The following is a 24,165-nucleotide window of genomic DNA, read 5'->3' as shown; positions in this document are numbered from 1 at the left end:
CACCTGGATCACGCAGCGCTATGCAACGGCCGAATCAGCGTGCAACGCGATTTGGCCGTTTTTCTGCCAGGCCGGAAAACTCAGCGCTACCAGGTGGTCTTTGTTCACGCGTTGCGCAGCGCCGAGGCGACTCAACTGCACACCATTTTTCAGGAAATAACGCTCCAGTGCCGGGGTGGTGACCGCCACCACTCGATTGGCGCCCTGGCGCCAGGCATGGTGCAGGCTGTTCCACCAGATCCGCATCGGTAAGGTGCCTTCCTCAAGAGCTCGGGCGGCAAAGCGCGACACTTCCCAAGTATCACTGCTTTGCGGGCTGGGCTGGTCGCACAGAAATCCAAAGACTTCCGACAGCAGATAAGGCTGTGTGGTCGGCAACAGTCGTGCGCAACCGCAGACCTGGCCTTTGGTGTCCAGGGCGAGGATGTGACGGGTGTCGGCCTGGTCGAACTGGTCGAATTCGCGTTGGGGCAGGGCGCAGGTGGAGTCTAGTTTCCAGCCCAGTTGCTGGATGAACACTTCGTGTCGATAGCGGCCCAGGTCGTCCTCAAGGGCTGCAGACAGTTCATGGTGATGGCGGGTGATGATATTGATCATTGGATGTCCTTATCGTGATCGTCGGGCCCTAGATCAAGCCCAGTGCGGCGGCATAGGCAGCCGCCAGTGTCTTGTTGGCGGCCCCGAATTTTTTCTGGATGGCCTTGAGGTGAAAGTTCACGGTGTTGATGGAGATGGTGAGGATCAGCGCGATCTCGCCGGAACTTTTGCCGTCGGCGGTCCACTGCAGGATCTCCCGCTCACGCAGACTGAGGCACACCGATGGGTGGGTGCGTTCGCTATGGCCAAGGTCCGTCAGGCGCAGCGTCACCTGTTCGAGGATGCAGCGCAGGCGCAATTGTATTTCGTCGCTTTCTGCCTGTGAGATCCGGTCTTCGCGCCGGGCCACGGACAGTAACCGCAGCGAGTGATCGTGGCTGCGAATCGGCAGCGTGGCGCCGATGCGCAGACCCCAGTCCCGAGCTTCCAGCCATAACTTTCGACTGTTATCAAACAGTGCGTCGTTCCACAGCACCATCTCGGTGGAACGCAAGCCACTGAGAATCGACGGATCGACTGCCGCGTAGTTTTGCTCCTCGTAATGTTCCAGCCATCTTTCGGGGTAGGAGCCGTAAATCTCGGTTTTTGGACGGGTAAAAGGGGTCAGGTGGCGTACGCCATAGGCGTAATACTCGAACCCCAGTTGCAACACCTCCCGCTCCAGCAGCGCGAACACTTGTGGCCCACCCTGTTGCTTGAGCATCTCTATCCGCAAGCGATTCCACCAGCGAATGAGGTCGTTTTCCTTCTCCATGGACAGTCGCCTCGATTCCCCAAACCTTTGGCAATCTAGCCCACGAGATATTTCTGTCAAACTTTTCCTAGGCTTTCCCGATGGCTCTGGCACGGTGCTTTCACCCAAGACGCTGGTGTTATGACGCTTGGCGCAGACGAGGAATTGAATGGCGCGCGTGGCACTGCTCAATGGCCTTGACCGCTGTTTCACAGGACGCCGCGTCGGCGGGCATCAGGCTACTCGCCCGCAGGCTGGCCTTTTGCAAGTGGGTATCGTGTAACAGTGCTGCGATCGCCCCTTGCAGGTCTTGGCTGTCCAGGGGCAGGTCGAGGCGAATCCCGCACCCCATGCGCACCAGTCGCTCGGCGTTATCGAACTGGTCGTGAGCGATCGGCAGGACGATCTGTGGAATGCCGGCCGCAAGCCCCAGGCTCATGGCACCAATGCCGCCGGGGTGGACCAGGCCCGCCGCGCGGGGCAACAGTGAACTCATCGGCAAGAACGGACGCTGCATCACCGTGGGCGGCAAGTCGCTGATGACCGGCCGATCACCGGTCAGAAAAATGCCGCGTGCGCCCGACTTGTGCAGCGCTGCGAGGGCGAACCGATAAAACTGATGGTCAAAGTGCTCAGTGGAGCCTTGGGTGAAGACAATGGGGGCAGATCCTGCGTCCAGAAAAGTTCGGCTTTGCTCATCGAGCCCGAGGGTGCCGCCGTCGAACAGTGGGAAGCCGGCCATGTGCAAGGGCTGCGGCCAGTCTTGCTGTACGGGGGCGAACCATTCGGGGAACAGGCATATTACCCCTTGAGGCGAATGCATCCATTGGCTGAAGATAGTCTTCACCGTGCCTGGCAGCCCGTGTTTGCGGCGCAGGGCATTGATTTGGGGCGCACAGGTACGGTCCAGGCTTAGGTATTCGATCCCGCGCCAGAGGAGTTTACGCAGGGTCAATGGCAAGCGCGGCGATACATTGAAGGTGGGGTGCACGGGCGGCAAATGTGCAGACAGCAACGTTGATGGTGATACTTGGACGGACAGGTAGGGGAAGCCGTATTTTTCATGGGCGATACGAGCACCCAAGGCCCACAGCGAGCCGACGACCACGGTGTCGTCGTTGTCCTGGGCGGTCACATAGTCGTAGACCGGCTCTAAAAGGCCGGCGATGGCTTGCCACAACACGCCGAAGGATGTCTTCGGGTCCCACAGCCGGGGATCACCCATGGCGGCGGTGTAGGTAGCCTCATCACATAACGGTACGAAGTCTAGGCCTCGCGCCTCAATGGTGCGTTGAAAAGCCGGCATGCTGCACAAGGTCACCTGATGACCGCGCAGAATCAGGGCAGAGCCCAGGCCGATAAAGGGAAAAACGTCACCGGCCGAGCCGATGGCAATCATGATTACTCGCATCATCCACATCCTTGTCGAAAAGTGCTCAGGCGAAGCTCAACTGCGCTCGGTGCGGGGGCGACGCGTGAAGCGCCTCTGGCTGGGTATCGCGAGGCGCCAGCAAATGACCGAGCAATGCACGGTGCACGCCGTTGGCCGCCGCCCTGGATTCCAGATCCAGAAAATGCCCGCTGCTCTCGGCCGTGGAGAAGCTGCAGTCACGGATGTACTGTTTGAAGCACTGCACGTCCATGGCGCTGGTGTATTCGTCCCAGGCGCCGTTCAAAAAGTGCACATGGCTGTTGATGCTCGAAAGTTGCGGCAGGTAAGCCCCCTCGTTGAGCTTGAGCGCCTGGTCGATATGGAATCGCGCTTGATGCTGCTCGGCGTCGATCAACTGCGCCATGTGTTGTTGATTAGCGGTCTTGAGTCGGGCCGGAAGGTGCTTGCCCAGTGTCTGGTTGAGCAAATGGCCGATACCTGCGTTGTCATCCCGGGCCATGAGTGCCTGGGCCCCGCTGACGTAGTCGAGCATCGGTGCGTTGAGGCCGGGAGCGAATGACATCACGACCGAGCTTTTGACGGTGCCCGGGTTTCTGGCGAGCGCCAACAGGGTCGACAAGCCACCCCAGGAGGCGGAAACCAGGTGGTGAATATTGAAGCGCTCGATCAATGCCAGCAATATCTGCACTTCGTCGTCCTTGGTCACCAGGCACCGGTCCGGGTTATGAACGCGGGAGTTTCCAGCGAACGGTAAGTCAAACAGCACCACGTTAAAGTGTTCGGCCAGGCATTTGCTTGTACGGGCAAAGGCCGACGTCGTGGCCATGGCGCCGTTGACCAGCAAAACGTTATTTTTATTGGGAGCATCGCCGATTTGTTCCACTGACACCGAATAATCCTTGAAGACCTTCTTGATCACATAGTGTTTACGCGACATAACACACCTCCAGTCAGCACTTGAAAAACAGGCGAGAGCGCCCCTGCCACTGAGCTCAGGTGCCGGGGGCAAGGCTTGATTGTTTTTTATTAGAAGTAGTACGGCTTACAGCGCGAAGTAGATCCAGAGCAGGCAGATCCCATGACGCAGGTTTCAGGCTGTAGAGAGTTTTAGTCTTCAAGGTGTTGGGGGACAACTACCTGATCTGGTAGGTCGGTATACAAAGGCGGTCGGCAATCAGTGTGTTTCATCTGGCGCGGCGGTTCTTCAAGCACAAAAAAACGCCGCGTATCTTGCGATACGCGGCGTTTTTTTTACCGGGTGTAGCTACATCAACACACCCTTAGGCTTGAATCACCGGGATGTTGGCGCTTGCTGCGATCTTACGGAACTCAGCGATCTGGTCGAAGTTCAGGTAGCGGTAGACGTCACTGGCCATGGTGTCCAGTTTCGCCGCGTAGCCCATGTACTCTTCAACGGTCGGCAGGCGACCCAGGGTAGAAGCCACTGCTGCCAGCTCAGCCGAAGCCAGGTAGACGTTAGCGCCGTCACCCAGACGGTTCGGGAAGTTACGGGTCGACGTCGACACAACGGTCGAGTTCGGTTCTACGCGTGCCTGGTTACCCATGCACAGCGAGCAGCCCGGCATTTCCATGCGCGCGCCAGCTTTACCGTAGATGCCGTAGTAGCCTTCTTCGGTCAATTGGTGAGCGTCCATCTTGGTCGGCGGCGACAGCCACAGACGGGTTGGCAGCTGACCCTTGACCTGCTCCAGCAGCTTGCCGGCAGCGCGGAAGTGACCGATGTTGGTCATGCACGAACCGATGAACACTTCGTCGATCTTCTCACCGGCAACGCTCGACAGCAGACGGGCATCGTCCGGGTCGTTCGGTGCGCAGAGGATCGGCTCGTTGATCTCGGCCAGGTCGATCTCGATGATTTCGGCGTATTCCGCGTCGGCATCGGCTTCCATCAGCTCAGGGTTGGCAACCCAGGCTTCCATCGCTTGGGCACGACGTTCCAGTGTGCGCGGGTCGCCGTAGCCTTCACCGATCATCCAGCGCAGCAGGGTGATGTTGGAGTTCAGGTACTCGGTGATCGACTCTTTCGACAGCTTGATGGTGCAACCGGCAGCCGAACGTTCGGCCGAGGCGTCGGACAGCTCGAAAGCCTGTTCCAGCGTCAGGTCGTTCAGGCCTTCGATTTCCAGGATGCGGCCGGAGAACGCGTTCTTCTTGCCTTTCTTCTCTACCGTCAGCAGACCCGATTGGATCGCGTAGTAAGGAATGGCATGAACCAGGTCACGCAGGGTGATGCCAGGTTTCATTTTGCCTTTGAAGCGCACCAGGATCGATTCCGGCATGTCCAGTGGCATTACGCCAGTGGCTGCGGCAAACGCGACCAGGCCAGAGCCGGCCGGGAACGAGATGCCCATCGGGAAGCGGGTGTGGGAGTCACCACCGGTACCGACGGTGTCCGGCAGCAGCATGCGGTTCAGCCAGCTGTGGATGATGCCGTCGCCTGGACGCAGCGATACACCGCCACGGGTCATGATGAAGTCAGGCAGGGTGTGGTGGGTGGTCACGTCGATCGGCTTTGGATAGGCCGCGGTATGGCAGAACGACTGCATTACCAGATCGGTCGAGAAGCCCAGGCACGCCAGGTCTTTCAGTTCGTCACGGGTCATCGGACCGGTGGTGTCCTGGGAACCCACGGTGGTCATCTTCGGTTCGCAGTAGGTGCCAGGGCGAACGCCTTTGCCTTCTGGCAGACCGCACGCCTTGCCGACCATTTTCTGTGCCAGGGTGAAACCTTTGCCGGTGTCGACAGGCGCTTCAGGCAGCTTGAACAGGTCGGTAGGGCCCAGGCCCAGTTCAGCACGCGCCTTGTCGGTCAAGCCACGACCGATGATCAGCGGGATACGGCCGCCGGCGCGGACTTCGTCCAACAGCACCGGGGTCTTCATTTCGAAGGTGGTGATGACTTCGTCGGTGCCGTGTTTGCAGACTTTGCCAGCATGCGGGTACAGGTCGATCACGTCGCCCATGTTCATGTTGGTAACGTCGAATTCGATTGGCAGTGCGCCAGCATCTTCCATGGTGTTGTAGAAGATAGGAGCGATCTTGCTGCCGAAGCAGAAGCCGCCAGCGCGCTTGTTCGGCACGTAAGGAACGTCGTCACCGAAGAACCACAGTACGGAGTTGGTCGCGGATTTACGCGAAGAACCGGTACCGACCACGTCACCGACGTAGGCGATCGGGAAGCCTTGGCCGCGCATCTCTTCGATCTGCTTCATCGGGCCGGTCTTGCCTTGCTCGTCCGGCACGATGCCTTCGCGAGCCATTTTCAGCATGGCCAGGGCGTGCAGCGGGATGTCAGGGCGGGACCAGGCGTCCGGGGCAGGGGACAGGTCGTCGGTGTTGGTTTCGCCGGTGACCTTGAACACGCGCAGGCTGATCTTGTCGGCCAGGGTCGGGCGGTTGCGGAACCACTCGCCGTCTGCCCAGGACTGGATCACGGCTTTGGCGTGATCGTTGCCATTGCGGGCTTTTTCGGCCACGTCGTGGAACGCATCGAACATCAGCAGGGTGTGCTTGAGTTGGGCGGCGGCGACAGGTGCCAGCTCGGCGTCGTCCAGCAGCTCAACCAGTGTCACGATGTTGTAGCCGCCTTGCATGGTGCCAAGCAGTTCAACGGCGCGTTTCTTGTCGATCAGGGGGGAAGTGGCTTCGCCCTTGGCCAGGGCAGACAGGAAACCGGCCTTGACGTAGGCAGCTTCGTCAACGCCTGGTGGAATGCGGTTGGTGATCAGGTCAACGAGGAATTCTTCTTCGCCAGCCGGAGGATTTTTCAGCAGCTCAACCAGGCCTGCGGTTTGTTCGGCGTTAAGCGGCTGGGGAACAATACCCAGGGCTGCACGCTCTTCGATATGTTTGCGGTAGGCTTCAAGCACAGTTATTACCCTCATCAGTGGTCCCACGGGACGCTCATCCAGCAATGAACGGCACGCATGCGCTCGGGGGCTTTTTGAGCCACAAAGCCAGCGCTGCCGGCATTTCTCACAGAAGCTGCTTTCAAAGTTTTACGCCTGCAGAACGGAGCTGATGAGGGTTGGCGAGGGCGTTGACCTACCGAGTCATTCACCATCGCCAACACCGTTCTGAAGGAACGACTGTGCTCGTGACGCTTTGAAAACAGCTTCCAGCGGATTATTGGCGCCTTACAAGGCCGGATGATTCTACGGCAAAAAAAAACTAAAGGTAAGTTGCCTCGCCAAGTTTGCAGGGTGATAGCCGTTAGACAAAGGGCTAACATGGCGCATTGTTTCGCTGATCTGCGTGTCGTTGCCCATGTCCAACCAAACCATCAAGACTCCCTGCGTCGGCCTGTGCTCCACGGTTTACGGCGATCTCGTGTGCCGTGGTTGCAAGCGTTTCCACCACGAAGTGATCCAGTGGAACGGCTATAACGAAGAAGAAAAACGCGCGGTCTGGCTGCGGTTGGAGCAGCTGTTGGTGCAGGTAATGGCCGGCAAAGTCGAGGTATTCGACCCCAAGACCCTGCGTGGGCAGTTGGAGCAGCGCAAGATTCGCTTTGTGCCGCATCAATCCGAGTATTGCTGGGCGTACCAGTTGATCGCCCGTGGTGCGCGGGTTATTTCCAACTTGGAGGCTTACGGCATGGTGCTGTTGCCGGAGTTTCGCGATTGGCCCTTGCCGGACCTGCGCGATGCCATTGATCGGGAGTTTTTTATCCTGTCGGAGGCGCACTACCAGCGCTATATCGCGCCAAACTTTTTGAAGGATGCACTGGGGCACTGACTGGAGCGGTCAAGGCGGGAGCAGGCAAGCCAGCGCCCACAGTTGATTTTTGTTGCCTGAAGACCCCGTCAGGGCTTGCTGGCCAGTTCCTCCAGCTGATCCATCAGCGTGTCAGGCTTGAGCACCAACACATCACTTTCCACTGCATCCAGTATCACCTCCGCCGTATTGCCGATCAGCGCTCCGGTAATCCCGGTGCGCGCCACGGTGCCGATAATCGTCACCGCCGCCTGCCACTTATGGGCGGCGAACGGGATCAGCACATCCGCCGGGCCTTCCTCAATGTGCAAGTGTGAGTCGTCCACATCGAACTCTGTCTGAAACGCCTTACATTGCTCGCGATAACGCGCCTCGATGGTTTCCTTGAGTTGGAAGGTCGGGTCTGCCGCCGACAACATCGGCGACGGGTGGGCGCTGATGACATGCAACTGCGCCTTGGCCAGGCTGGCGATATCAAAACCATGGTCGATGATTGAATTGTGCAGCGCCCGATGATCTGCATCGGTGTTGCCCACATCGATCGCCGCCAGGATCACACCGCTCATCCACGGCTTAGCCGTCTTGACCAGCAGGACCGCCGACGGGCAGTAGCGCAGCAACTTCCAGTCCGCAGGCGTCAGCAGGGCTTTCTTCAACGGGCTGTCGGGGAAATGCTGCTTGATCACCAAGCCACAACCCTCGGCTTGCTGCACATCGATAATGGTTTCATGCAGGCTGTCATTCCAGGCCTGCTCGGTGCTGACGCTGTAGCCGTCTTCCTGCAAGCCCGACTTCAGCAGCGCCAGAAGCGCCGAGTGCTCATGCTTCTTGTCGCAGACCAGCAAATGCAAGTGCGCGCCAGTGACCCCGGCGATCAGCTTGGCGCGCTTGAGGGCCAGGCTTTCCGAATGCTCGGGTTCGATGACCACCAGGATGCTGCGGATGGCTTGCATGATTGGATCTCCAAAAGAGGCGGGGGCTGGAACAACTATAGTTGCTGCCCGCCAGACGTCATGTTGATGCACATCAAGGCCCGTGACTGGTGGTCTGCGGCGGGGTCGGTATAATCGCCGGCCTTTTGTGATCCTTTTGCCCGTGAGCCCGATGAACCTGCCAGAAATCCACGAATTCCTCGGTTGCCGCACCCCTGACGCTTGGGTCCAGGCCGCGCTGGCCGATCAGGAAACCCTGCTGATCGACCACAAGAACTGCGAATTCAAAGCCGCCAGCACCGCCCTGAGCCTGATGGCCAAGTACCACGGCCATGTTGACCTGATCAACATGATGTCGCGCCTGGCCCGCGAAGAGCTGGTACACCATGAGCAAGTCATGCGTTTGATCAAAAAGCGCAAGGTCGAGCTACGGCAGCTGCACGCCGGGCGCTATGCCTCGGGTTTGCGCAAAGTCGTGCGCAGCCATGAGCCGGTCAAACTGGTTGACACGCTGGTGGTGGGTGCCTTTATCGAAGCGCGCAGTTGCGAGCGTTTCGAAGCATTGGTGCCGCATTTGGACGAAGAACTCGGCAAGTTCTACTTTGGCTTGCTGAAAAGCGAGGCGCGGCACTTCCAGGGTTACCTGAAGCTGGCGTACCAGTATGGCGACGCCAAGGACATCGCTCAGGTGATCAAGCGGGTGAGGGCGGCCGAGCAAGAGCTGATCGAGTCACCCGACATCGAATTCCGCTTTCACAGTGGCGTGCCAGCCTGACGCGACGGCCACGCCGATCAGCGCGGTGATCCCGGTCAGCAGCAGGATCACCGTCTGGGTACTCAAGGGCGCGGCGAGTACGGCAATCGCAAGACCGGCCAATGGCTGTGCCAGGTTGTTGAGCAACGTGATCACGCCCACCGTTTTACCGAAGTCTTGCACCGGAATGACCCGTTGACGTGTGCTGCGCATATACACGTTGAACATTTTGTCGAAACCGGTGACCAGCAGGAATCCCACGGTGTAAGCCCAAAGCGTGGGGCTGACCGCCATGACCAGGGCCCCGGCCCCGATCATTGAATACGACAGCCCGCCCAGCACTTTCAACGACAGCGTGGCGCGCGCCAGGTAAAACAGGATAGCGATGGTGACCACTGCGCCGGCCGCCTGTAGCAACGCATAGGCATCCTTGCCGGCGGCGAATTGACCCGTGACCATCGCCGCCGACGTGGCCAGCGTCACGCCGATGATCAGGTTCACGCCGACCGCGAGGGCAATGATGCGCTTCAGCTCTGGCAGGTTGCGGATATGCCCGAATGCGATGCGCAGCGGTTGCAGCCAGATGTCCTGATGCTGTTCAAAACGCTCAAGATTCACCGTGGTGTTGCGCTGCCATGCCCGCATCGCCAGATCTGCCAGCACAAACAACCCGGCAACCCCAAGTACTACCCAATGCCAGGCCCACACCTCCAACATCAACGCCGCTACCAGCGGCCCCAGCACCAGGCCGCTCTGGTCGGCTATTTGTGAGTAGGACAAGGTCTTGGCGTAGGTGTAATGCTTGAAGATGTGTGGCATCACGACTTCGCGAGCCATGATGCCTTGCGTCGTCAGTACGCCGCACAGCGCAGACAGGGCCACCAGCCAATAGATACCGTCAAACACCCCGTAAAGCGCTACGGCCACCACGCACGCCAGTGCGCGGTAAACCTGGCTGATATGCAGGATGCGCACCGGCGAGAATTTATCGCACAACGCTCCACAGACGGGAAAGGCCAGGTAGCGCGGCAGCGATTCGACGAAAAACGCCAACCCGGCCCACGCGACGCTGTTGGTGGTCTGGAACACAATCAGCGGCACGATAAACAGCAGGATCTGGTCCGCCAGCCGTGACAGGAACAGTGAGATAAAAAAAGCCAGGTAATCCTTGCGCATGGTGTTCCCGTTTCAATGAATCATAGAGTCAACTGACAGCCGATCAATAGCTTGAGCCAGAGGTGTCGCTGAGGTTGTGGCGCTCATCGCCCCTGAGCGGCGGGTTGAACACACTCACCAGTACCAGGTCCTCGTCCTGACCACCGCGCAGGTAATGGCGGTCATGCTGGTCCAGCACATACATGTCCCCTGGGCGGATCTGATAGACGTTGCCGTTCATATCTTCAACCTCACCGTTACCTGCAATGCAATAACAGGCTTCCAAGTGATTACGGTAATGCAGCAGAGACTCGGTGCCTGCGCGCACGACGGTATGGCAGACGGTATAGCCCATCTGGTCTTTTTCCGTCAGCAGGCGGTGGCTGGTTCCAGCACCCCACTCAACAAAGTGGGCGGTGTTTTCAATATCGGCTTTGCTGCGAACAAACATCGTCGTCTCCCGTTAATGATTTGAGGCTAAAAGGGGGGGGTGGAGCGCTGAAGCAGCACTGGCGAGCATGGCTGAATCCCAATGCACGTCACGGTGCGCGGCCATTGTTTGCAGGTCGCGCCAGTGGCGATGCAACGGATTGCCGGTGGTCATCAACGAGGCGCCACTGTGTTCTACCAGTCGGTGTACGGCTTCAACGCATTGGCGGGCGAGGTAGCTGCGATCACGCTTGAGGGCTGACAACTGGCTCTCGCTGAGTGAGCGCAGTGCCTGACCTGATTCGTCCAAACGATTGACCAGTGAATCAAACAGCGCACTGGCCGCCGTCAACTGCGCGCCACTGTGGGCTACCCGCTCAAGGGCCACCGCCGAAGGTGGAGTAGTTTGCTGCGCGAGCGCCTGGAGGTGGAGGTCGTACGCCCCCTCCGCGCAGCCCAATAGCGGGCCTATGATCGAGGTCGTGATGAACGGCACGATGGGCACGCTGTAAAGGTAATCCGACCCGGTGCCCGCCGGTCGTGCACCGAACACCTCTTGAAGCGGGAAGACTTCGTGATGAGGCACCAACAGCTCTGGTGTTACGACATCATGCGAACCCGTGGCGCGCATGCCTATGCTGTCCCAGGAGTCGAGAACAGTGACACCTTGCTTCGCTGCGACAACCAGGAAGCGCTCGCTGGCGTCGGCCGTAGGAGGGTTCGCGCAGGGTGCATTCAGAATCAACCACGTCGCGTGTTCAATGCCAGAACTGAATCGCCAGCGCCCGCTGACACGCATGCCCCCAGGCTCAATGGATAATCGACTGTCCGGGCCTGCCGATGCAGAGGCAAACAACTGTGTCGTGCCGCCGTCGTAGAGTTTCGCCTCAAACGACGGATTCAAGCGCGCTGCGATGGCGGCGTGTCCTCCCACCAAGCTGATTAACCAGCCTGTCGATGCACATGCCCTGGCCGCTATCCTTGATGAACGAACCAATGCTGGCCAGCCGGGTTTCAGCGGTTTGGCTCTGCGGGGGCAAACCAGGTTCAGCAAACCGCTTGAGCGCAACTCACCCAGTGTTTCGTCGCTCAATCTACGGCTTTTATCCGCAAGGGCAGCCCGCTCGCGCCACTGGGATAGATAAACGTCAGGCATCGAGAGCGTCCCCTTGCGGCTGTTTGCCAAGGGACGCATTTTCGAAGCAGAAGCCGCCGGGCTGATTGACCGGGCCTAGCAGTTCGAGGAAGTGCTCGATGTGGTTCTGATCGTCTGATGCGACGAATTCGCAGAAATTGGTGCTATTCCATAGCAGGAAGACGTGCTTGAAGTGCCGCTGAAGGGCTGCAACCAGAGCCTCCTTGCGGACTTGTCCGTTTTCCATCTGATCGAGCATTTGTCTGCGCTTCCACTCGATTTCTTCGACGGTGAAATAGCGCGTCTTGAAGCGTTTATCCTTGAGCGCTTCCCGGCGCAGATATTCCTCAGGGTCGGCGTGATTGAGTTTTTCCAAGAAGAACGCCAGGCCGCCCGGCTTGAGCAGCGGTTTGATATGACTGAGCTGCAGGTCGCGGTCCTGAGTGTAGAACTGGAATGCAGCGGTTTCGTAGAGGTAGTCGAACCCCTCGGCAAACCGTTGATAAGGCGCCGAGCTGAGCAACGACGGGGTGACCTTGAAGAACGATTGTGGGTAGAACAGTGAATGCTCAGGAGAGGCATACCGATCAAAGGCGATCTGATTGGCGCGGTTGGGCGAGCACGTCAGTGTCTGAACCAAGCCGCGAGAGTGGGCCGCCAGCGCGCGGCCATTGCTGCCGTCGAAGGCATCGACTTCAAAAAAACTGAAGTGTTGTGCCTGTCCGGTGCGGCGGGCGTTGGAAAGTCGGGTCAGCGCCACACCAATTCGCGCCATCTCCTCGAGAATGTACGGGACGCTGGCCAGGAAGTGCGAAAACAACGGGCCGGCATCAGCCACCAATTGATCGTGGTAGGCAATGACATCGACGTCCGCGATGGTATCGCGAAGATGGCTGGTGAGTGGCTGGGAAGGAACCTGGGTCGAGCCGGTGGCCAGGCTGTGAAAGTGCTCGGCCAACTTGAACATTGAACTGTTTTCTAATGCTGCGTCGTACGGCGGGTTCATCGTATCGCTCCTTGATTTCAAGCCAAGCCTTTACCGGTGGTCTTTCCGGAATCGGTTTGAGGCAACGCATCCATGAATGCCCATTGCGCCGGGACCATGTGCCAGTCCATCAGCCGTTTGCAATGCTCCTTTAATGCGGCTTCGCAAGTTGAATCGTGGTCTCGTTCCAGTACTACAAATGCCTTGGGCAAAAAACCCGCAGACTCGTCGGCTACCGGCATTACAACCACTTGGGCGACGGCGGGGTGGGAGGCCAGGCACTGCTCTATCTCGCGTGGGTTCACATTCCATATGTTGCGAGCAAATACATCATCCTTGCGCGCTATATAATAGAGAAAGCCTCGGTCGTCTTTCTTGAAAAGGTCGCCTGTGCGATAAAGTCTCGCTTCACCGAATACGTGTGTTTTTATGGCTGAGTGAGTGGCTTCAGGCATTTGCCAATATTCAAGCATCAAGTAATCACTGGTCACCCAAAGTTCACCGATAGTGTTCGGCTGTGTTATTTGTTCGCCGTCATCATTGACAATGAATACGCGAACACCGGGCAAAGCCTTGCCAACAGAAGTAGGGCGTCTATCAATTTCTTCAGGTGGCAAATAACTGACGCGTTTGCATTCAGTCAGACCATAATTGGAGAAGATTTGAACGTCGGGAAGTGCAGCGCGAATACGTTCTATATGACGGGAATACAACGGCTGACCGCTGCTGGAAATATAGCGCAGCGTGGGCAGTTGCTGTCGCCAGTGCTCTTTGGTCGCGGCAAGCAGGAAAAATATGGGCGGGAAGACGTGCATGCCGGTTACGCCTTCACGTTTCACCACTTCAAGAACATCGTCCGCATCCGTCGGTGGCAAGCTCTCAATGACCGATGTGCCGCCGAAGTACAAGGGCATCAAGATGTTGTACACGCCGTAGTCAGAGGCCAATGTGGAATAGCTGAGGATCACATCGTCCGGCGTGTTGTTCAGATAAGCGGTAACGGCGCTTGTCGCCGCGGCCATGATGCGATGGTTGACCACCACGCCCTTCGGGTTGAAGGTGGAGCCGGACGTATAGAAAATCGACGTGATGCGAGTATCGTCCTGCAGGTCGGGAAGTGCGGCCGCCTGAGTGTCCGGTGTCGATACTGCACGGTCCAGAGAGACTATTTCCGGGTGCAGTGTTTCATCGTTGCCGATCAGAATGATGCGATCGACATCGGTTTCCAGGTGCAGCGTTTCCAGGGCATTGCAGCCTTGGGTGATCAGAACTTTCGCGCCAGTATGCTTGAGCTGATACACCAGTTTTTCGCGGCTGTAAGTCGGGTGTGTGGCGGCGGTAATAGCGCCGGTACGCAGGACGGCGAGATAGGCCGCGATCAGGTCGAAGCAAATCGGGGAATACAGGGCGACGCGATCTCCCGGATGAACGCCGTTGGCGACTAATACATGGGCTATTTGTAGCGTCCGTGTGCGAAGCATTTCATAGGTGTAACGGATTCCATCAACAACGACAGCGCACTTTTCGGGGTGTTTTGCCGCGATCTTCTCGATGACGTCGTGATACAAGAACATGAAAGGCTACCTGCATTCAATAATACAAATAATATAAAGAAGGTCAGCGCCGTTAGCGCGAATCTCTGAGCTAGATTATTGGTCTGTTGAATAAAGGATGGTCGACAAAGTTATTGCGATAGATAAAATCGAGAAGTGGCACGATATCAGTTCCTTTGATATTTATTTTAATTGTCATCCATGAACTTTCGCGAAGAGGACTTGCTGAAAGTACACGGATAGTTTCATTTGAGTTGTAAGGCTGTCAACGGTAGCACGGTTGGTTTTTTGTCACGGCGTGGTGACAATATAGGGGGCGAGCCTGATAAATGTTAGAGGTGAAATTTCCTGATTAGACGTGAGCAACGGCTGTCAGAAAAAACCACGGTCACTCGTAAAAACGACGACGGTGGCCGGTGATTGACGCGTTAAAAAATACACGCGAAATGTTAAAAACTCTTAAAAACATGAAGTTTCTCTGAAAACTTCGGTGAAAGCCGGTTTCTGTCAGGCTCGGTGGCCTCTTCGGCCCAGCTTGCCACCTATAATGCTCGATCTTCAATCCGCTTCCGCACACTGAGAACTTATGGAAAACCTGGGGTTGGGCAAGGTCTTGCTCGTTGAGGACGACGAAAAGCTGGCAGGGCTGATCGCGCACTTTCTGTCACAGCATGGTTTCGAGGTGCGCGTGGTGCATCGAGGCGATGAGGCTCTGGCGGCGTTCCTGGACTTCAAACCGAAGATTGTCGTGCTTGACCTGATGCTGCCCGGCCAGAGCGGCCTGCATGTGTGTCGCGGGATCCGCACGGTGTCCGACACGCCTATCGTGATCCTGACCGCCAAGGAAGATGACCTGGACCACATCCTCGGCCTGGAGTCTGGTGCCGACGACTACGTGATCAAGCCGATCAAGCCCCCGGTGCTGCTCGCACGCCTGCGCGCCCTGCAGCGGCGGCAGGCGCCAGAGCCGACGGTGCGCGGGGCCCTCGCTTTCGGGCGGTTGGCCATCGACCGCAGTTGCCGGGTGGTCAGCCTGGGGGATGACAAGATCGACCTCACCACCATGGAGTTCGAGCTGTTGTGGCTGCTGGCGAGCAACTCGGGGACGATCCTGTCCCGTGATGACATCCTCAACCGCATGCGCGGTATCGCGTTCGACGGCCTCAACCGCAGTGTCGATGTGTACATCAGCAAACTGCGCGGCAAACTCAACGACAACCCGCGCGAACCGGTGTGCATCAAGACCATCTGGGGCAAGGGCTACCTGTTCAATCCGTTTGCGTGGGAGGTCTAGATGCTGCGGCTCTATATCCGCCTGTACATCATCCTGGCGCTGGGCCTGGCGGGGGCAATCTGGCTGGTTAACTACACCTTCGATGAGTTGCTCCCCGAGGCCAACGAAACCTATAACCGCGAAGCCCTGCGCGGCCCCGCCTATGGCCTGGTCGAGCAATTGCGTCCTGTGCCGGCCGAGGCGCGCGAGGTGCGCCTGAGCGAATTGCAGCAGCATTACGGTCTGCGTCTGGACTTGGTGCAGCGCGATGAGTTGGCGCTGAGCCAACGCGAGCAGCAATTGCTCGCGGCCGGGCAATTAGTGGTACGTGGCGACTTCATGGAGTTCATCGCCAATATCGATGGCGGCCCCCAACTGCTCAATATCAAGCTGCCTGAAGAGCCTAAATGGTTGTACCTGTGGGCCTACGGCCTACTGGGATTGAGCTTGGCAATCGTGCTGTATTTCTGGGTTCGTCCGCACTGGCGCGACCTGGAGCATATTCGCCTGGCTGCACAGCGTTTCGGTGACAACGACCTCAGTTCCCGCATCCTGCTGCCACGCCGCTCCACCGTGCGCGAGCTGGCGGGGCACTTCAACCAGATGGCCGAGCGCATTGAAAGCTTGATCGCTAACCAGCGCGAGCTGACCAACGCCGTGTCCCACGAGTTGCGCACGCCGATTGCGCGCCTGTCGTTCGAACTCGACCAGCTCAAGCAACAGACCGACCCGCGCCAGCGCGGCGAATTGATCGCGGACATGTACGCTGACCTCGGCGAGCTGGAAGACATGGTCTCCGAGCTGCTCACCTACGCTAGCCTGGAACGCGGTGCCACCCAGGTCACCCGCGAGCGCATCGAAGCCCACAGCTGGCTCGACAGTGTGATCGGCAGCGTGGCCCTCGAAGCCGAAGCGGCCGGCATTCAACTGTCGCTGCGTACGTGCGAAGTGGACTTTATCCAGATCGAGCCGCGCTTTATGGCGCGAGCGGTGATCAACCTGCTGCGCAACGCGATCCGATACGCCGAGCGCCGTGTGGAGGTGTCGCTGGTCAAGTTCGGCAGCGGCTATGAAGTGCGGGTGTGTGATGACGGCCCCGGTGTGCCGGAGGAGGGCCGCTCGAAGATCTTCCAACCCTTCATGCGCCTCGACGCCAGCCGCGACCGTCGCACCGGCGGCTTCGGCCTTGGACTGGCGCTGGTACAACGGGTGTCGCAGTGGCACGGCGGCCAGGTGCAAGTGCTGGATTCGGAATGGGGCGGGGCGTCGTTCCGGATGACGTGGGCGTACGCCGATTAACAACACTACAGTTGCTCCTGCCCTGGCCGGTGGTGACGTCGTACCCGGTCTGCAGGTCGTTACGGTCGCCAAAATGGCTGTTGAGGCTGGCATCGACGGAACCGTAAGCGCGGTGGAAGCAAACTTCAGTTATCCATAGCGCTCAGAATCGCATGCGCCACCTTCACGCGTTCGGCGTTCGGGTAGTTCTTGTTCGCCAGGATCACCACGCCTATATCCTTGGCTGGCACATACGCCACGTAGGCACCGAACCCGGCGGTAGAGCCAGTCTTGTTGAACAGGACCTGAGCACGATGCGTCTGAGCAGGTTTCAGCCAGTTGACCTTGTGCGGGTTCATCGCCATTGGGGTGGAGTTGCCGTCAAGCAACGCTTGCAGCGTGATCGGGTAAGGGTAGGACTCCCAGCCCAGGCCCTGGGTCATGCCCTTCACGGTGTAGTAGCCGGTATGAGTGGTGGCGATGGCTTGCTGCAGCGCTTTTTCCAGGGTGTCCGGGTGCATGTTCGCGATGACGTAACGCGCGAGGTCCTGGGTGCTGGTCTTGACGCCATAGGCTTCGCTGTCCAGCGCGCCGGGGCTTACGCGAACCGGTTTTTGATCCTTGTCGTAGCCCTGGGCATAGAGGCCTGCCTTGTCGGCAGGCACACTCACGTAAGTGTTCTTCAAGCCCAGCTTGGGCAGCAGGGTTTTTTCCATCGCGTCGTTGAAGGGCTGACCGAGGCTTTGCGCGGCGATGTAGCCAAACAAGCCAATGCTCGGGTTGGAGTAGAGGCGCTGTTCGCCGGGCGCGTATTTGGGTTTCCAGCGCTGGAAGTAATCGAGCATGGTCTCGGCGCTGTCGGCCGCGTCGGGAAACTGCAGCGGCAGCCCACCGGGTGTGTAGGTGGCCAATTGCAGCAGGCTGATGCTGTCAAAAGCGCTGCCGCGCAGGCTGGCCACGTGTGCGCTGGCCTTGTCCGAAAGCTTGAGCGTGCCGATGGCCTGGGCGTAGCCGCCCAGAGTGGCGTTGAAGGTTTTGCTCAATGAGCCGATTTCAAACAGGGTGTCTTCGGTAACCGGCTGCTGGGTGTCTTTGGCGGCAACGCCATAGTTAAAGTATTGCACCTGGCCTTTATCCACCACGGCAACCGACAGGCCAGGAATGTTCTGTTGCTGCATCAGCGGTGCAACACGGCTGTCCACGAGCGTGCGCAGGTCGGTGGCGGCCATACAGGTGCCGGAGCCCAACAGCAAGGTTGATAGCACAATTTTTTGTACGTGATGGTTCATGGCAATTTGCTTCCATTTCGATGATGCACTGATGATCAAGGCCTGCGCAGGCGCCGCAAATCTAGGTGGATTTTGTTCCCTCGGCAAACGATGATATCTCAGGCCAGTCATTAGAAATTTTAGGGTCAAGCATGTTGCGCTCCCATCTGCCCCTCAACGCACTGCGTGCCTTCGAAGCGTCGGCTCGCCACTTGAGCTTCACCCGCGCGGCCATTGAGTTATGCGTGACTCAGGCAGCGGTCAGCCATCAGGTCAAGAGCCTGGAAGCACAACTTAATGTCACATTATTCAAGCGTCTACCTCGAGGCCTGATGCTCACCCGTGAAGGCGAAACCTTGCTGCCGGTGGTGCGTGAGTCGTTCGACCGCATCGCCCAGACGCTCAGCCAGTTCGAAAGCGGGCACTACCGCGAAGTGCTCACCGTGGGCGCAGTCGGCACCTTTGCGGTGGGCTGGTTGCTGCCACGCCTGGCGGATTTTCACGCGCGTTACCCCTTTATCGACCTGCGGTTGTCCACCCACAACAACCGTGTCGACGTGGCCGCCGAAGGCCTCGACTACGCGATCCGCTTTGGCGCGGGAGCCTGGCACGGCACCGATGCCTGCGAACTGCTGGAAGCGCCCCTCACCGTGCTTTGCGTGCCGCAACTGGCCGAGCAACTGCACACCCCCACTGACCTGTTGAACCACACGTTACTGCGCTCCTACCGCGCTGATGAGTGGAGCCTGTGGTTCCAGGCCGTCGGTCTGCCCGCCGACACCCTGGTGCCGCGCAGTATCGTGTTTGATTCCTCGTTGGCAATGATGGAAGCGGCCTTGCAAGGAACGGGGGTGGCATTGGCGCCAGCGATGATGTTTTCGCGGCAGCTGGAGCGTGATGTGATTCGCCAGCCGTTCGACGTCGGCATCACCACCGGCAGCTATTGGCTCACGCGATTGCAGTCGCGGGCCGAGACGTCGGCGATGCTCGTCTTCAAGGGGTGGTTGCAAGAGCGGGTCCGTGGTTAAGCCAAGTACTTGCGAAACCATCCCAACGTTCGTTCCCATGCCAGATTCGCCGCCGCCTCGTCATATCGCGGCGTCGAGTCGTTGTGAAAACCATGGTTGGCGCCCTTGTAGATGTACGCCTCATAGTTCGTGCCTGCAGCCTTGAGTGCCGTTTCATACGCCGGCCACCCCTCATTGATCCGTGTATCCAGCTCACCGAAATGCAGCATGATCGGCGCCTTGATCCGTGGCACGTCGTTGGCCTCCGGCTGGCGCCCATAGAACGACACCGCCGCGCCCAATTCCGGATAGGCCACGGCTGCCGCATTGGTCACGCCGCCGCCGTAGCAGAACCCGGTGATGCCGACTTTGCCGGTGCTGCTGTCGTGGTGCATCAGCCATTCGATAGCGGCGAAAAAATCGTTCATCAGCTTGGTCGGGTCAACCGTCTGTTGCAGCGCCACGCCTTTTTCGTCGTTACCGGGGTAGCCGCCCACCGAGGTCAGGCCATCCGGCGCCAGGGCGATGAAGCCAGCTTTGGCCAGGCGCCGGGCGACGTCTTCGATATAGGGGTTGAGGCCACGGTTTTCATGCACGACCACCACGGCGGGCAACTTGCCCGCGGCCTTGGCCGGGCGCACCAGGTAGCCGCGCACGGTGCCGTTGCCTTTGGGCGAGGGGTAGGTGATGTAGTCGGCAACGATGTCCGGGTCGGTGAATTTCACCTGTTCGGCCAGCGCGTAGTTGGGGCTGAGGGCTGCGAGCAGAGCCGAGGCGGTGAGGCCACCCAAGGTGAACAGCGCGGCGCGGTCGAGAAATTCGCGGCGGTTGATCTTGCCGTGGGCGTAGCCGTCGTAGAGTTCCAGCAGTTCGGGGGCAAAGTCTTTCGCGGTGAGACGAGTCATCGGTGCATCCTCGATTAGCGGTGGCAGTCAATGTAGATCAGGATCAGCCCTCACGCCCATGGGCGGCGGCTGCCAATTGGCCGGTATCGACGCGCACGAAAACCGAGTCGCCCATGGCGGTGAGCACGTCACCCGCGTACACCTCGCAGATCACGCGGGTCTTGCGCCCCACGTCGCCCTCGACCCGTGCGCGCAGGGTGAGGGTGACGCCCATGGGCGTTGGCTTGATGAATTTGATGCCCAGGTTGCCGGTCACGCAGTCAATGCGGGGCAGGCTGCCGGGTTCGCGCCCCTCGGCGCGGTAGTGGTAGGCCATGGCGGTCCAGTTGGAATGGCAGTCGACCAACATGGCGATCAGGCCGCCGTAGACCAGGTCGGGCCAGCCGCTGTATTTTGCTTCGGGCATATGCTCGGCGATCAGGTGGATGCCGTCCGCGTCCCAACGGCTCTTGATATGCAGGCCGTGGGGGTTGCTGCCGCCGCAGCCGTAGCAGATGCCGTCCGGCGCGGTGAGGTCCTGAAGCGAAGGGGTGTGCATGGAGCGTCCTTATTATTCTGGGGCGACTACTCTGTTTAGCAGGACAAACGCCTGATGGGAACAAATCCCTGTTACAGCGTGTTAGCTCGGTACCTGTGTCTTTTCCTCTGCGGAGCGCTGCATGAAACGTCGAATGTCCCCGGTCGCCATACTGGTCCTGACCCTTGCTTTCTGTTCCAGCGCCCAGGCGGTGGAGTACAACGACGTCAACCGCACCGCCAGCCAGATCAGTTTTACCTATAAACAGTTGGGGCAGCGGGTGTACGGCACCTTCAGTGAGTTCGAAGGCACCTTGACGTTCGATACGCAAAAGCCGGAAGCCGGGCATGCATTGCTCAAGATCCAGCTGGCCAGCATCGACGCCGGCAGCCCGGACGCGAATGACGAGCTGCAGCGTGCGTCGTGGTTTGACACCGCGACCTATCCAGTGGGCGTTTACGAATCCACCGGCGTCGCGGTCCTGGGAGATAACCGCTTCAGGATCAGCGGCAACTTGACCATCAAGGGCACCACGCGCCCGGTGGACGTCGACGTGGTGCTCAAGGAGCAAAGCGGTATCGGCGTGTTCGACGGCGAATTCATCCTCAAGCGCGGCGATTTCAAGATTGGCGAGGGCGAGTGGGCCGGCAACAGCGTGGTGTCGAATGACATCAACATCAAGTTCAAGATGGTCGCGCCGCAGCGTTAACGGGCGAACTTCTTCGCGCCCGCCACGCAGCCGATCACCGCGACCGTCACCAGCACCATGCCCAGGCTGACCTGCTCATGCAGCAAGCCAGCCGCCAATGCCAGGCCGAAAAACGGTTGCAGCAACTGCAACTGGCCGACGGCGGCAATGCCCCCCTGGGCAAGGCCGCGGTACCAAAACACAAAGCCGATCAACATGCTGAACAACGCCACATAACCCAGGCTCAGCCAGGCGGGCAGGCTGATGCCGCGCAAGCTTGGCGGTGCCAGGAGCAGGCTCAAGGGCAGCACCACTGGCATTGCCACCACCAACGCCCAGCAGATCACCTGCCAGCCGCCCAGGCTGCGCGACAAGGTGGCGCCCTCGGCGTAACCCAGGCCGCAGACCAACACTGCCAGCAACATCAGCAAATCGCCGGCGGGTGCGGCGGTCAAACCCTGGGCGACGGCATAACCCATCACCAATACGCTGCCCAGGATCGAGAACAACCAGAACACTGGACGCGGGCGCTCACCACCGCGCAGTACGCCAAACACCGCGGTCGCGAGGGGGAGCAGGCCGATAAACACGATGGAGTGGGCCGAGGTCACGTACTGCAGCGCCAGTGCGGTCAGCAGGGGAAAGCCGATCACCACGCCAAGGGCAACGATCGCCAGGGGGACCCATTGGTGGCGCGCGGGGCGTTTCGCCTTGAACCACCACAGCAGGCACAACCCCAGGCTGGCGGCGATGGCGGCACGGATCATGGTGAGGAACACCGGGTCGAACTCCATCACGGCAAGCCGTGTGGCGGGTAAGGAACCGCTGAAAATCACCACGCCAATAAAGCCATTGATCCAGCCTTGGGGGCGGGTATCCAGGGTGCTGATGGGGGATGTGCGTTCCATGAGGAGGCGCCCGAATAATGAGGGGTTGCGTTCAGGCCATCCTAGGGGCGAGCATTAAGACAATCAAAAAATTGTCATGGATACATCCCTATGCCGCGCGCCCGCTACAAGTCGCTGGTCGACACCTTTGCCGAGAGCATCCGTTCGGGGAAAATGCCGCCGGGTACGCGCCTGCCGACGCACCGGCAACTGGCCGCCGATCATGGCCTGGCGCTGGTGACCGCGAGCCGGGTTTATACCGAGCTGGAAGCCATGGGGCTGGTCAGCGGCGAAACCGGACGCGGCACGTTTGTACGCGAGATCTCGCTGCCGCCAGGGCAGGGCAGTGGGCAGATGACGGTTGCGGCGGGCATGCTCGACCTCAATTTCAACTACCCCTCATTGCCGGGCCAGGCTGACCTGTTGCGCACGGCGTTGCGTCAGTTGGCGCTGTCCGGCGACCTTGAGGCCCTGTTGCGTTACCAGCCTCACGCAGGGCGTTTGCATGAGCGAGCTGCCGTCGCACGGCATTTACTGAACCGAGGGCTGACGGTAGAGGCCGACCAGGTGCTGCTGGTCAGCGGCGCCCAGCACGGCTTGGCGGTGACGATGATGGCGTTGCTCAAGCCGGGGGACGTGGTCGCGGTGGATGCGTTGACCTATTCGGGGTTCAAGGTGCTGGCCGAGACCCTGCACCTGGAAGTTGTCGCGATCCCGGTCACGCCCGCCGGCACAGACCTGAGCGCCTTGCAAAACCTGTGTCGCAAACGTCCGGTGCGGGCCGTGTACAGCATGCCGACCCTGCACAATCCCCTTGGCTGGGTCATGGACAGGGACCAGCGTGAGCAGTTGGTTTCCATCGCCCGGCAGCACAATCTAATGATCATTGAGGACGCGGCCTACGCGTTCCTGGTCGAAAACGCACCGCCACCCGTGGCGACCCTGGCGCCGGAGCGCACGGTGTATGTGGGCGGGCTCTCAAAAAGTGTCGCGACCGGTTTGCGCGTGGGGTATGTTGCGGCGCCAAATGACTGGGTTAAAGCACTCGAGCGCACCATCATGGCCACCACCTGGAACGTGCCCGGCGTCATGAGCGCCATTGCCGTGGCGTGGATCGAAGATGGCACGGTGGCGCAACTGGAAGCGCAAAAACGCCAGGACGCCCAGGCCCGGCAAGCCTTGGCGGCGCAGGTGTTGAAAGGGCTGGCCTACACCAGCCATCCCTCATCGTATTTTTTGTGGTTACCCCTGCCCGAGGACGCACGCGCTGACCAGATCGCCATGGCCCTGCAGTGCGACAATATCTCGGTATCCACCGCCGAACCGTTTGCCGTCACGGCTTATGTGCCGCACGCGCTGCGCCTGGCGCTGGGTTCGGTGGACATGGCGGCGCTGCGCGAGGCATTGCTGACAGTGCGCAAGGTGGTGGAGTGGTGAGCCGGCGCACGCGGCTCACCGCTGGCCATCAGTACTTGTAAGCCTGGCGCCCGATCAGCAGCCACTTGCCTTTCTGCTTCTGCCAAACCTGGAAATTGTCGATGTCGGTGGGCATTTCAACGCCACTGTTCACGGCCAGCGCGTGGAAGTGGTTGCGCACCAGGGCGGTGTCGCCTTGCAGGGTGACGGTCTGGTTCTGCATTTCCAGGGTCTTGAAGGCGCTGGTGTGGGTTTCCAGGTCGGCGATGAATTGCGCTTTGTTCTGCACCTTGCCGCTGGAATGGCCGTAGGTGAGTTTGTCGGACGTCAGCGCATCAAGCTGCTTGAGGTCCAGGTGCAGCATGGCTTGGGTCAGTTGGTCGACCGCTTGGGCCACCTCCTTTTCCGCAGGGGCAGGCGCTGCGGCGACATAGCCGGTAAACAGGCAGAGAAAACCGATCAGTACTTTGATTTTTTGCATGTGGGGTTCCTTATTGTTGTTGGGGTAGCGGACAACGCGTTA

The 24,165-nt window shown here is 59.4% G+C and carries 23 protein-coding genes and 1 pseudogene; 7 read left to right on the top strand and 17 right to left on the bottom strand.

All coding sequences use genetic code 11. The features are described from left to right. Positions 1-18: 18 nt before the first annotated feature. From JBO08_RS07895 to acnB, 5 genes are all read right to left on the bottom strand, one after another. Positions 19-597 carry an acyl-homoserine-lactone synthase gene (locus JBO08_RS07895; protein WP_065880651.1) on the bottom strand — a complete coding sequence of 193 codons (579 nt, stop codon included), beginning with the start codon at positions 595-597 and terminating at the stop codon, positions 19-21. A gap of 28 nt (positions 598-625) precedes the next feature. After that, the gene (locus JBO08_RS07890) at positions 626-1,351 is read right to left on the bottom strand and encodes an autoinducer binding domain-containing protein (protein WP_065872856.1); all 726 of its coding nucleotides are present in this window, start codon (positions 1,349-1,351) and stop codon (positions 626-628) included. Between the two features lie 118 nt (positions 1,352-1,469). Further along, positions 1,470-2,741 (bottom strand): glycosyltransferase, encoded by a 1,272-nt coding sequence (locus JBO08_RS07885; RefSeq protein ID WP_065872857.1) that lies wholly within the window; start codon positions 2,739-2,741, stop codon positions 1,470-1,472. Positions 2,742-2,766: 25 nt separating this feature from the next. Then, positions 2,767-3,660 carry an alpha/beta fold hydrolase gene (locus tag JBO08_RS07880; protein ID WP_065872858.1) on the bottom strand — a complete coding sequence of 298 codons (894 nt, stop codon included), beginning with the start codon at positions 3,658-3,660 and terminating at the stop codon, positions 2,767-2,769. Positions 3,661-4,003: 343 nt separating this feature from the next. Continuing rightward, entirely contained in the window at positions 4,004-6,613 is a 2,610-nt protein-coding gene (acnB, locus tag JBO08_RS07875) for a bifunctional aconitate hydratase 2/2-methylisocitrate dehydratase (protein WP_065872859.1), read from the bottom strand. A 397-nt stretch (positions 6,614-7,010) separates the two neighbouring features. Here acnB and JBO08_RS07870 point away from each other — a divergent pair, with 397 nt between their 5' ends. After that, positions 7,011-7,481, top strand: a complete 471-nt coding sequence (locus JBO08_RS07870; RefSeq protein ID WP_065872860.1) for a DUF1289 domain-containing protein — start codon at positions 7,011-7,013, stop codon at positions 7,479-7,481. A 68-nt stretch (positions 7,482-7,549) separates the two neighbouring features. Here JBO08_RS07870 and JBO08_RS07865 read toward each other — a convergent pair whose 3' ends face one another. Further along, on the bottom strand, positions 7,550-8,413 hold the full coding sequence (locus JBO08_RS07865) for a universal stress protein (protein WP_065872861.1): 864 nt from the start codon (positions 8,411-8,413) through the stop codon (positions 7,550-7,552). A gap of 151 nt (positions 8,414-8,564) precedes the next feature. On the opposite strand from JBO08_RS07865, the gene JBO08_RS07860 reads away from it, so the two are divergent. Further along, positions 8,565-9,167 carry a tRNA-(ms[2]io[6]A)-hydroxylase gene (locus JBO08_RS07860; RefSeq protein WP_065909528.1) on the top strand — a complete coding sequence of 201 codons (603 nt, stop codon included), beginning with the start codon at positions 8,565-8,567 and terminating at the stop codon, positions 9,165-9,167. On the opposite strand, the gene JBO08_RS07855 is transcribed toward JBO08_RS07860, so the two are convergent. From JBO08_RS07855 to JBO08_RS07835, 5 genes are read right to left on the bottom strand one after another with little or no spacing between them, the layout of a single operon-like run. Then, positions 9,123-10,322, bottom strand: a complete 1,200-nt coding sequence (locus JBO08_RS07855) for an MFS transporter (RefSeq protein ID WP_220074221.1) — start codon at positions 10,320-10,322, stop codon at positions 9,123-9,125. The genes JBO08_RS07860 and JBO08_RS07855 overlap by 45 nt on opposite strands. Positions 10,323-10,365: 43 nt before the next feature. Then, positions 10,366-10,752 carry an ectoine synthase gene (locus tag JBO08_RS07850; protein ID WP_065872864.1) on the bottom strand — a complete coding sequence of 129 codons (387 nt, stop codon included), beginning with the start codon at positions 10,750-10,752 and terminating at the stop codon, positions 10,366-10,368. Between the two features lie 12 nt (positions 10,753-10,764). Then, a complete protein-coding gene (locus JBO08_RS07845) occupies positions 10,765-11,886 on the bottom strand; it encodes a hypothetical protein (RefSeq protein ID WP_220074222.1) in 1,122 nt (373 codons plus the stop codon). Further along, positions 11,879-12,871 carry a hypothetical protein gene (locus JBO08_RS07840; RefSeq protein WP_065909524.1) on the bottom strand — a complete coding sequence of 331 codons (993 nt, stop codon included), beginning with the start codon at positions 12,869-12,871 and terminating at the stop codon, positions 11,879-11,881. The genes JBO08_RS07845 and JBO08_RS07840 overlap by 8 nt, the downstream gene beginning before the upstream one ends. 17 nt (positions 12,872-12,888) lie before the next feature. Next, positions 12,889-14,424, bottom strand: a complete 1,536-nt coding sequence (locus tag JBO08_RS07835; RefSeq protein ID WP_083213977.1) for a class I adenylate-forming enzyme family protein — start codon at positions 14,422-14,424, stop codon at positions 12,889-12,891. 565 nt (positions 14,425-14,989) lie between these two features. Between JBO08_RS07835 and JBO08_RS07830 the strand changes: the two genes are divergently transcribed. Further along, the gene (locus JBO08_RS07830; protein WP_049713020.1) at positions 14,990-15,697 is read left to right on the top strand and encodes a winged helix-turn-helix domain-containing protein; all 708 of its coding nucleotides are present in this window, start codon (positions 14,990-14,992) and stop codon (positions 15,695-15,697) included. Then, positions 15,698-16,975: an ATP-binding protein gene (locus tag JBO08_RS07825; RefSeq protein WP_065872868.1), complete on the top strand. Its 1,278-nt coding sequence runs from the start codon at positions 15,698-15,700 to the stop codon at positions 16,973-16,975. Between the two features lie 22 nt (positions 16,976-16,997). Here the strand turns inward: JBO08_RS07825 and JBO08_RS28105 are convergent. Further along, positions 16,998-17,081: pseudogene (locus JBO08_RS28105) on the bottom strand (MipA/OmpV family protein); the annotation flags it as partial. 19 nt (positions 17,082-17,100) lie between these two features. After that, positions 17,101-18,243, bottom strand: a complete 1,143-nt coding sequence (gene ampC, locus JBO08_RS07820; RefSeq protein ID WP_065890887.1) for a class C beta-lactamase — start codon at positions 18,241-18,243, stop codon at positions 17,101-17,103. A gap of 131 nt (positions 18,244-18,374) precedes the next feature. Here ampC and JBO08_RS07815 point away from each other — a divergent pair, with 131 nt between their 5' ends. After that, positions 18,375-19,250, top strand: coding sequence for a LysR family transcriptional regulator (locus tag JBO08_RS07815; RefSeq protein WP_065872870.1), 876 nt, complete (start codon positions 18,375-18,377; stop codon positions 19,248-19,250). Here the strand turns inward: JBO08_RS07815 and yghX are convergent. Together yghX and JBO08_RS07805 are read right to left on the bottom strand one after the other, a co-directional pair. Continuing rightward, positions 19,247-20,134 (bottom strand): YghX family hydrolase, encoded by an 888-nt coding sequence (gene yghX / locus JBO08_RS07810; protein WP_065880647.1) that lies wholly within the window; start codon positions 20,132-20,134, stop codon positions 19,247-19,249. The genes JBO08_RS07815 and yghX overlap by 4 nt on opposite strands. Positions 20,135-20,177: 43 nt before the next feature. Further along, on the bottom strand, positions 20,178-20,672 hold the full coding sequence (locus JBO08_RS07805) for a PaaI family thioesterase (protein ID WP_065872872.1): 495 nt from the start codon (positions 20,670-20,672) through the stop codon (positions 20,178-20,180). A gap of 121 nt (positions 20,673-20,793) precedes the next feature. Between JBO08_RS07805 and JBO08_RS07800 the strand changes: the two genes are divergently transcribed. Continuing rightward, on the top strand, positions 20,794-21,360 hold the full coding sequence (locus tag JBO08_RS07800; protein WP_258407024.1) for a YceI family protein: 567 nt from the start codon (positions 20,794-20,796) through the stop codon (positions 21,358-21,360). Here JBO08_RS07800 and JBO08_RS07795 read toward each other — a convergent pair. Then, the gene (locus tag JBO08_RS07795; RefSeq protein ID WP_220074223.1) at positions 21,357-22,247 is read right to left on the bottom strand and encodes a DMT family transporter; all 891 of its coding nucleotides are present in this window, start codon (positions 22,245-22,247) and stop codon (positions 21,357-21,359) included. The genes JBO08_RS07800 and JBO08_RS07795 overlap by 4 nt on opposite strands. A 90-nt stretch (positions 22,248-22,337) precedes the next feature. Between JBO08_RS07795 and JBO08_RS07790 the strand changes: the two genes are divergently transcribed. After that, on the top strand, positions 22,338-23,663 hold the full coding sequence (locus tag JBO08_RS07790) for a PLP-dependent aminotransferase family protein (protein WP_065909518.1): 1,326 nt from the start codon (positions 22,338-22,340) through the stop codon (positions 23,661-23,663). A gap of 28 nt (positions 23,664-23,691) precedes the next feature. Here the strand turns inward: JBO08_RS07790 and JBO08_RS07785 are convergent, their stop codons facing one another. Then, positions 23,692-24,123, bottom strand: a complete 432-nt coding sequence (locus JBO08_RS07785; protein ID WP_065909516.1) for a nuclear transport factor 2 family protein — start codon at positions 24,121-24,123, stop codon at positions 23,692-23,694. Positions 24,124-24,165: the final 42 nt, after the last annotated feature.

Source organism: Pseudomonas sp. LAP_36, assembly GCF_019456785.1.
GTDB classification, from domain to species: Bacteria; Pseudomonadota; Gammaproteobacteria; order Pseudomonadales; family Pseudomonadaceae; genus Aquipseudomonas; species Aquipseudomonas tritici.
This window is presented reverse-complemented; position numbering and strand designations above follow the sequence as displayed.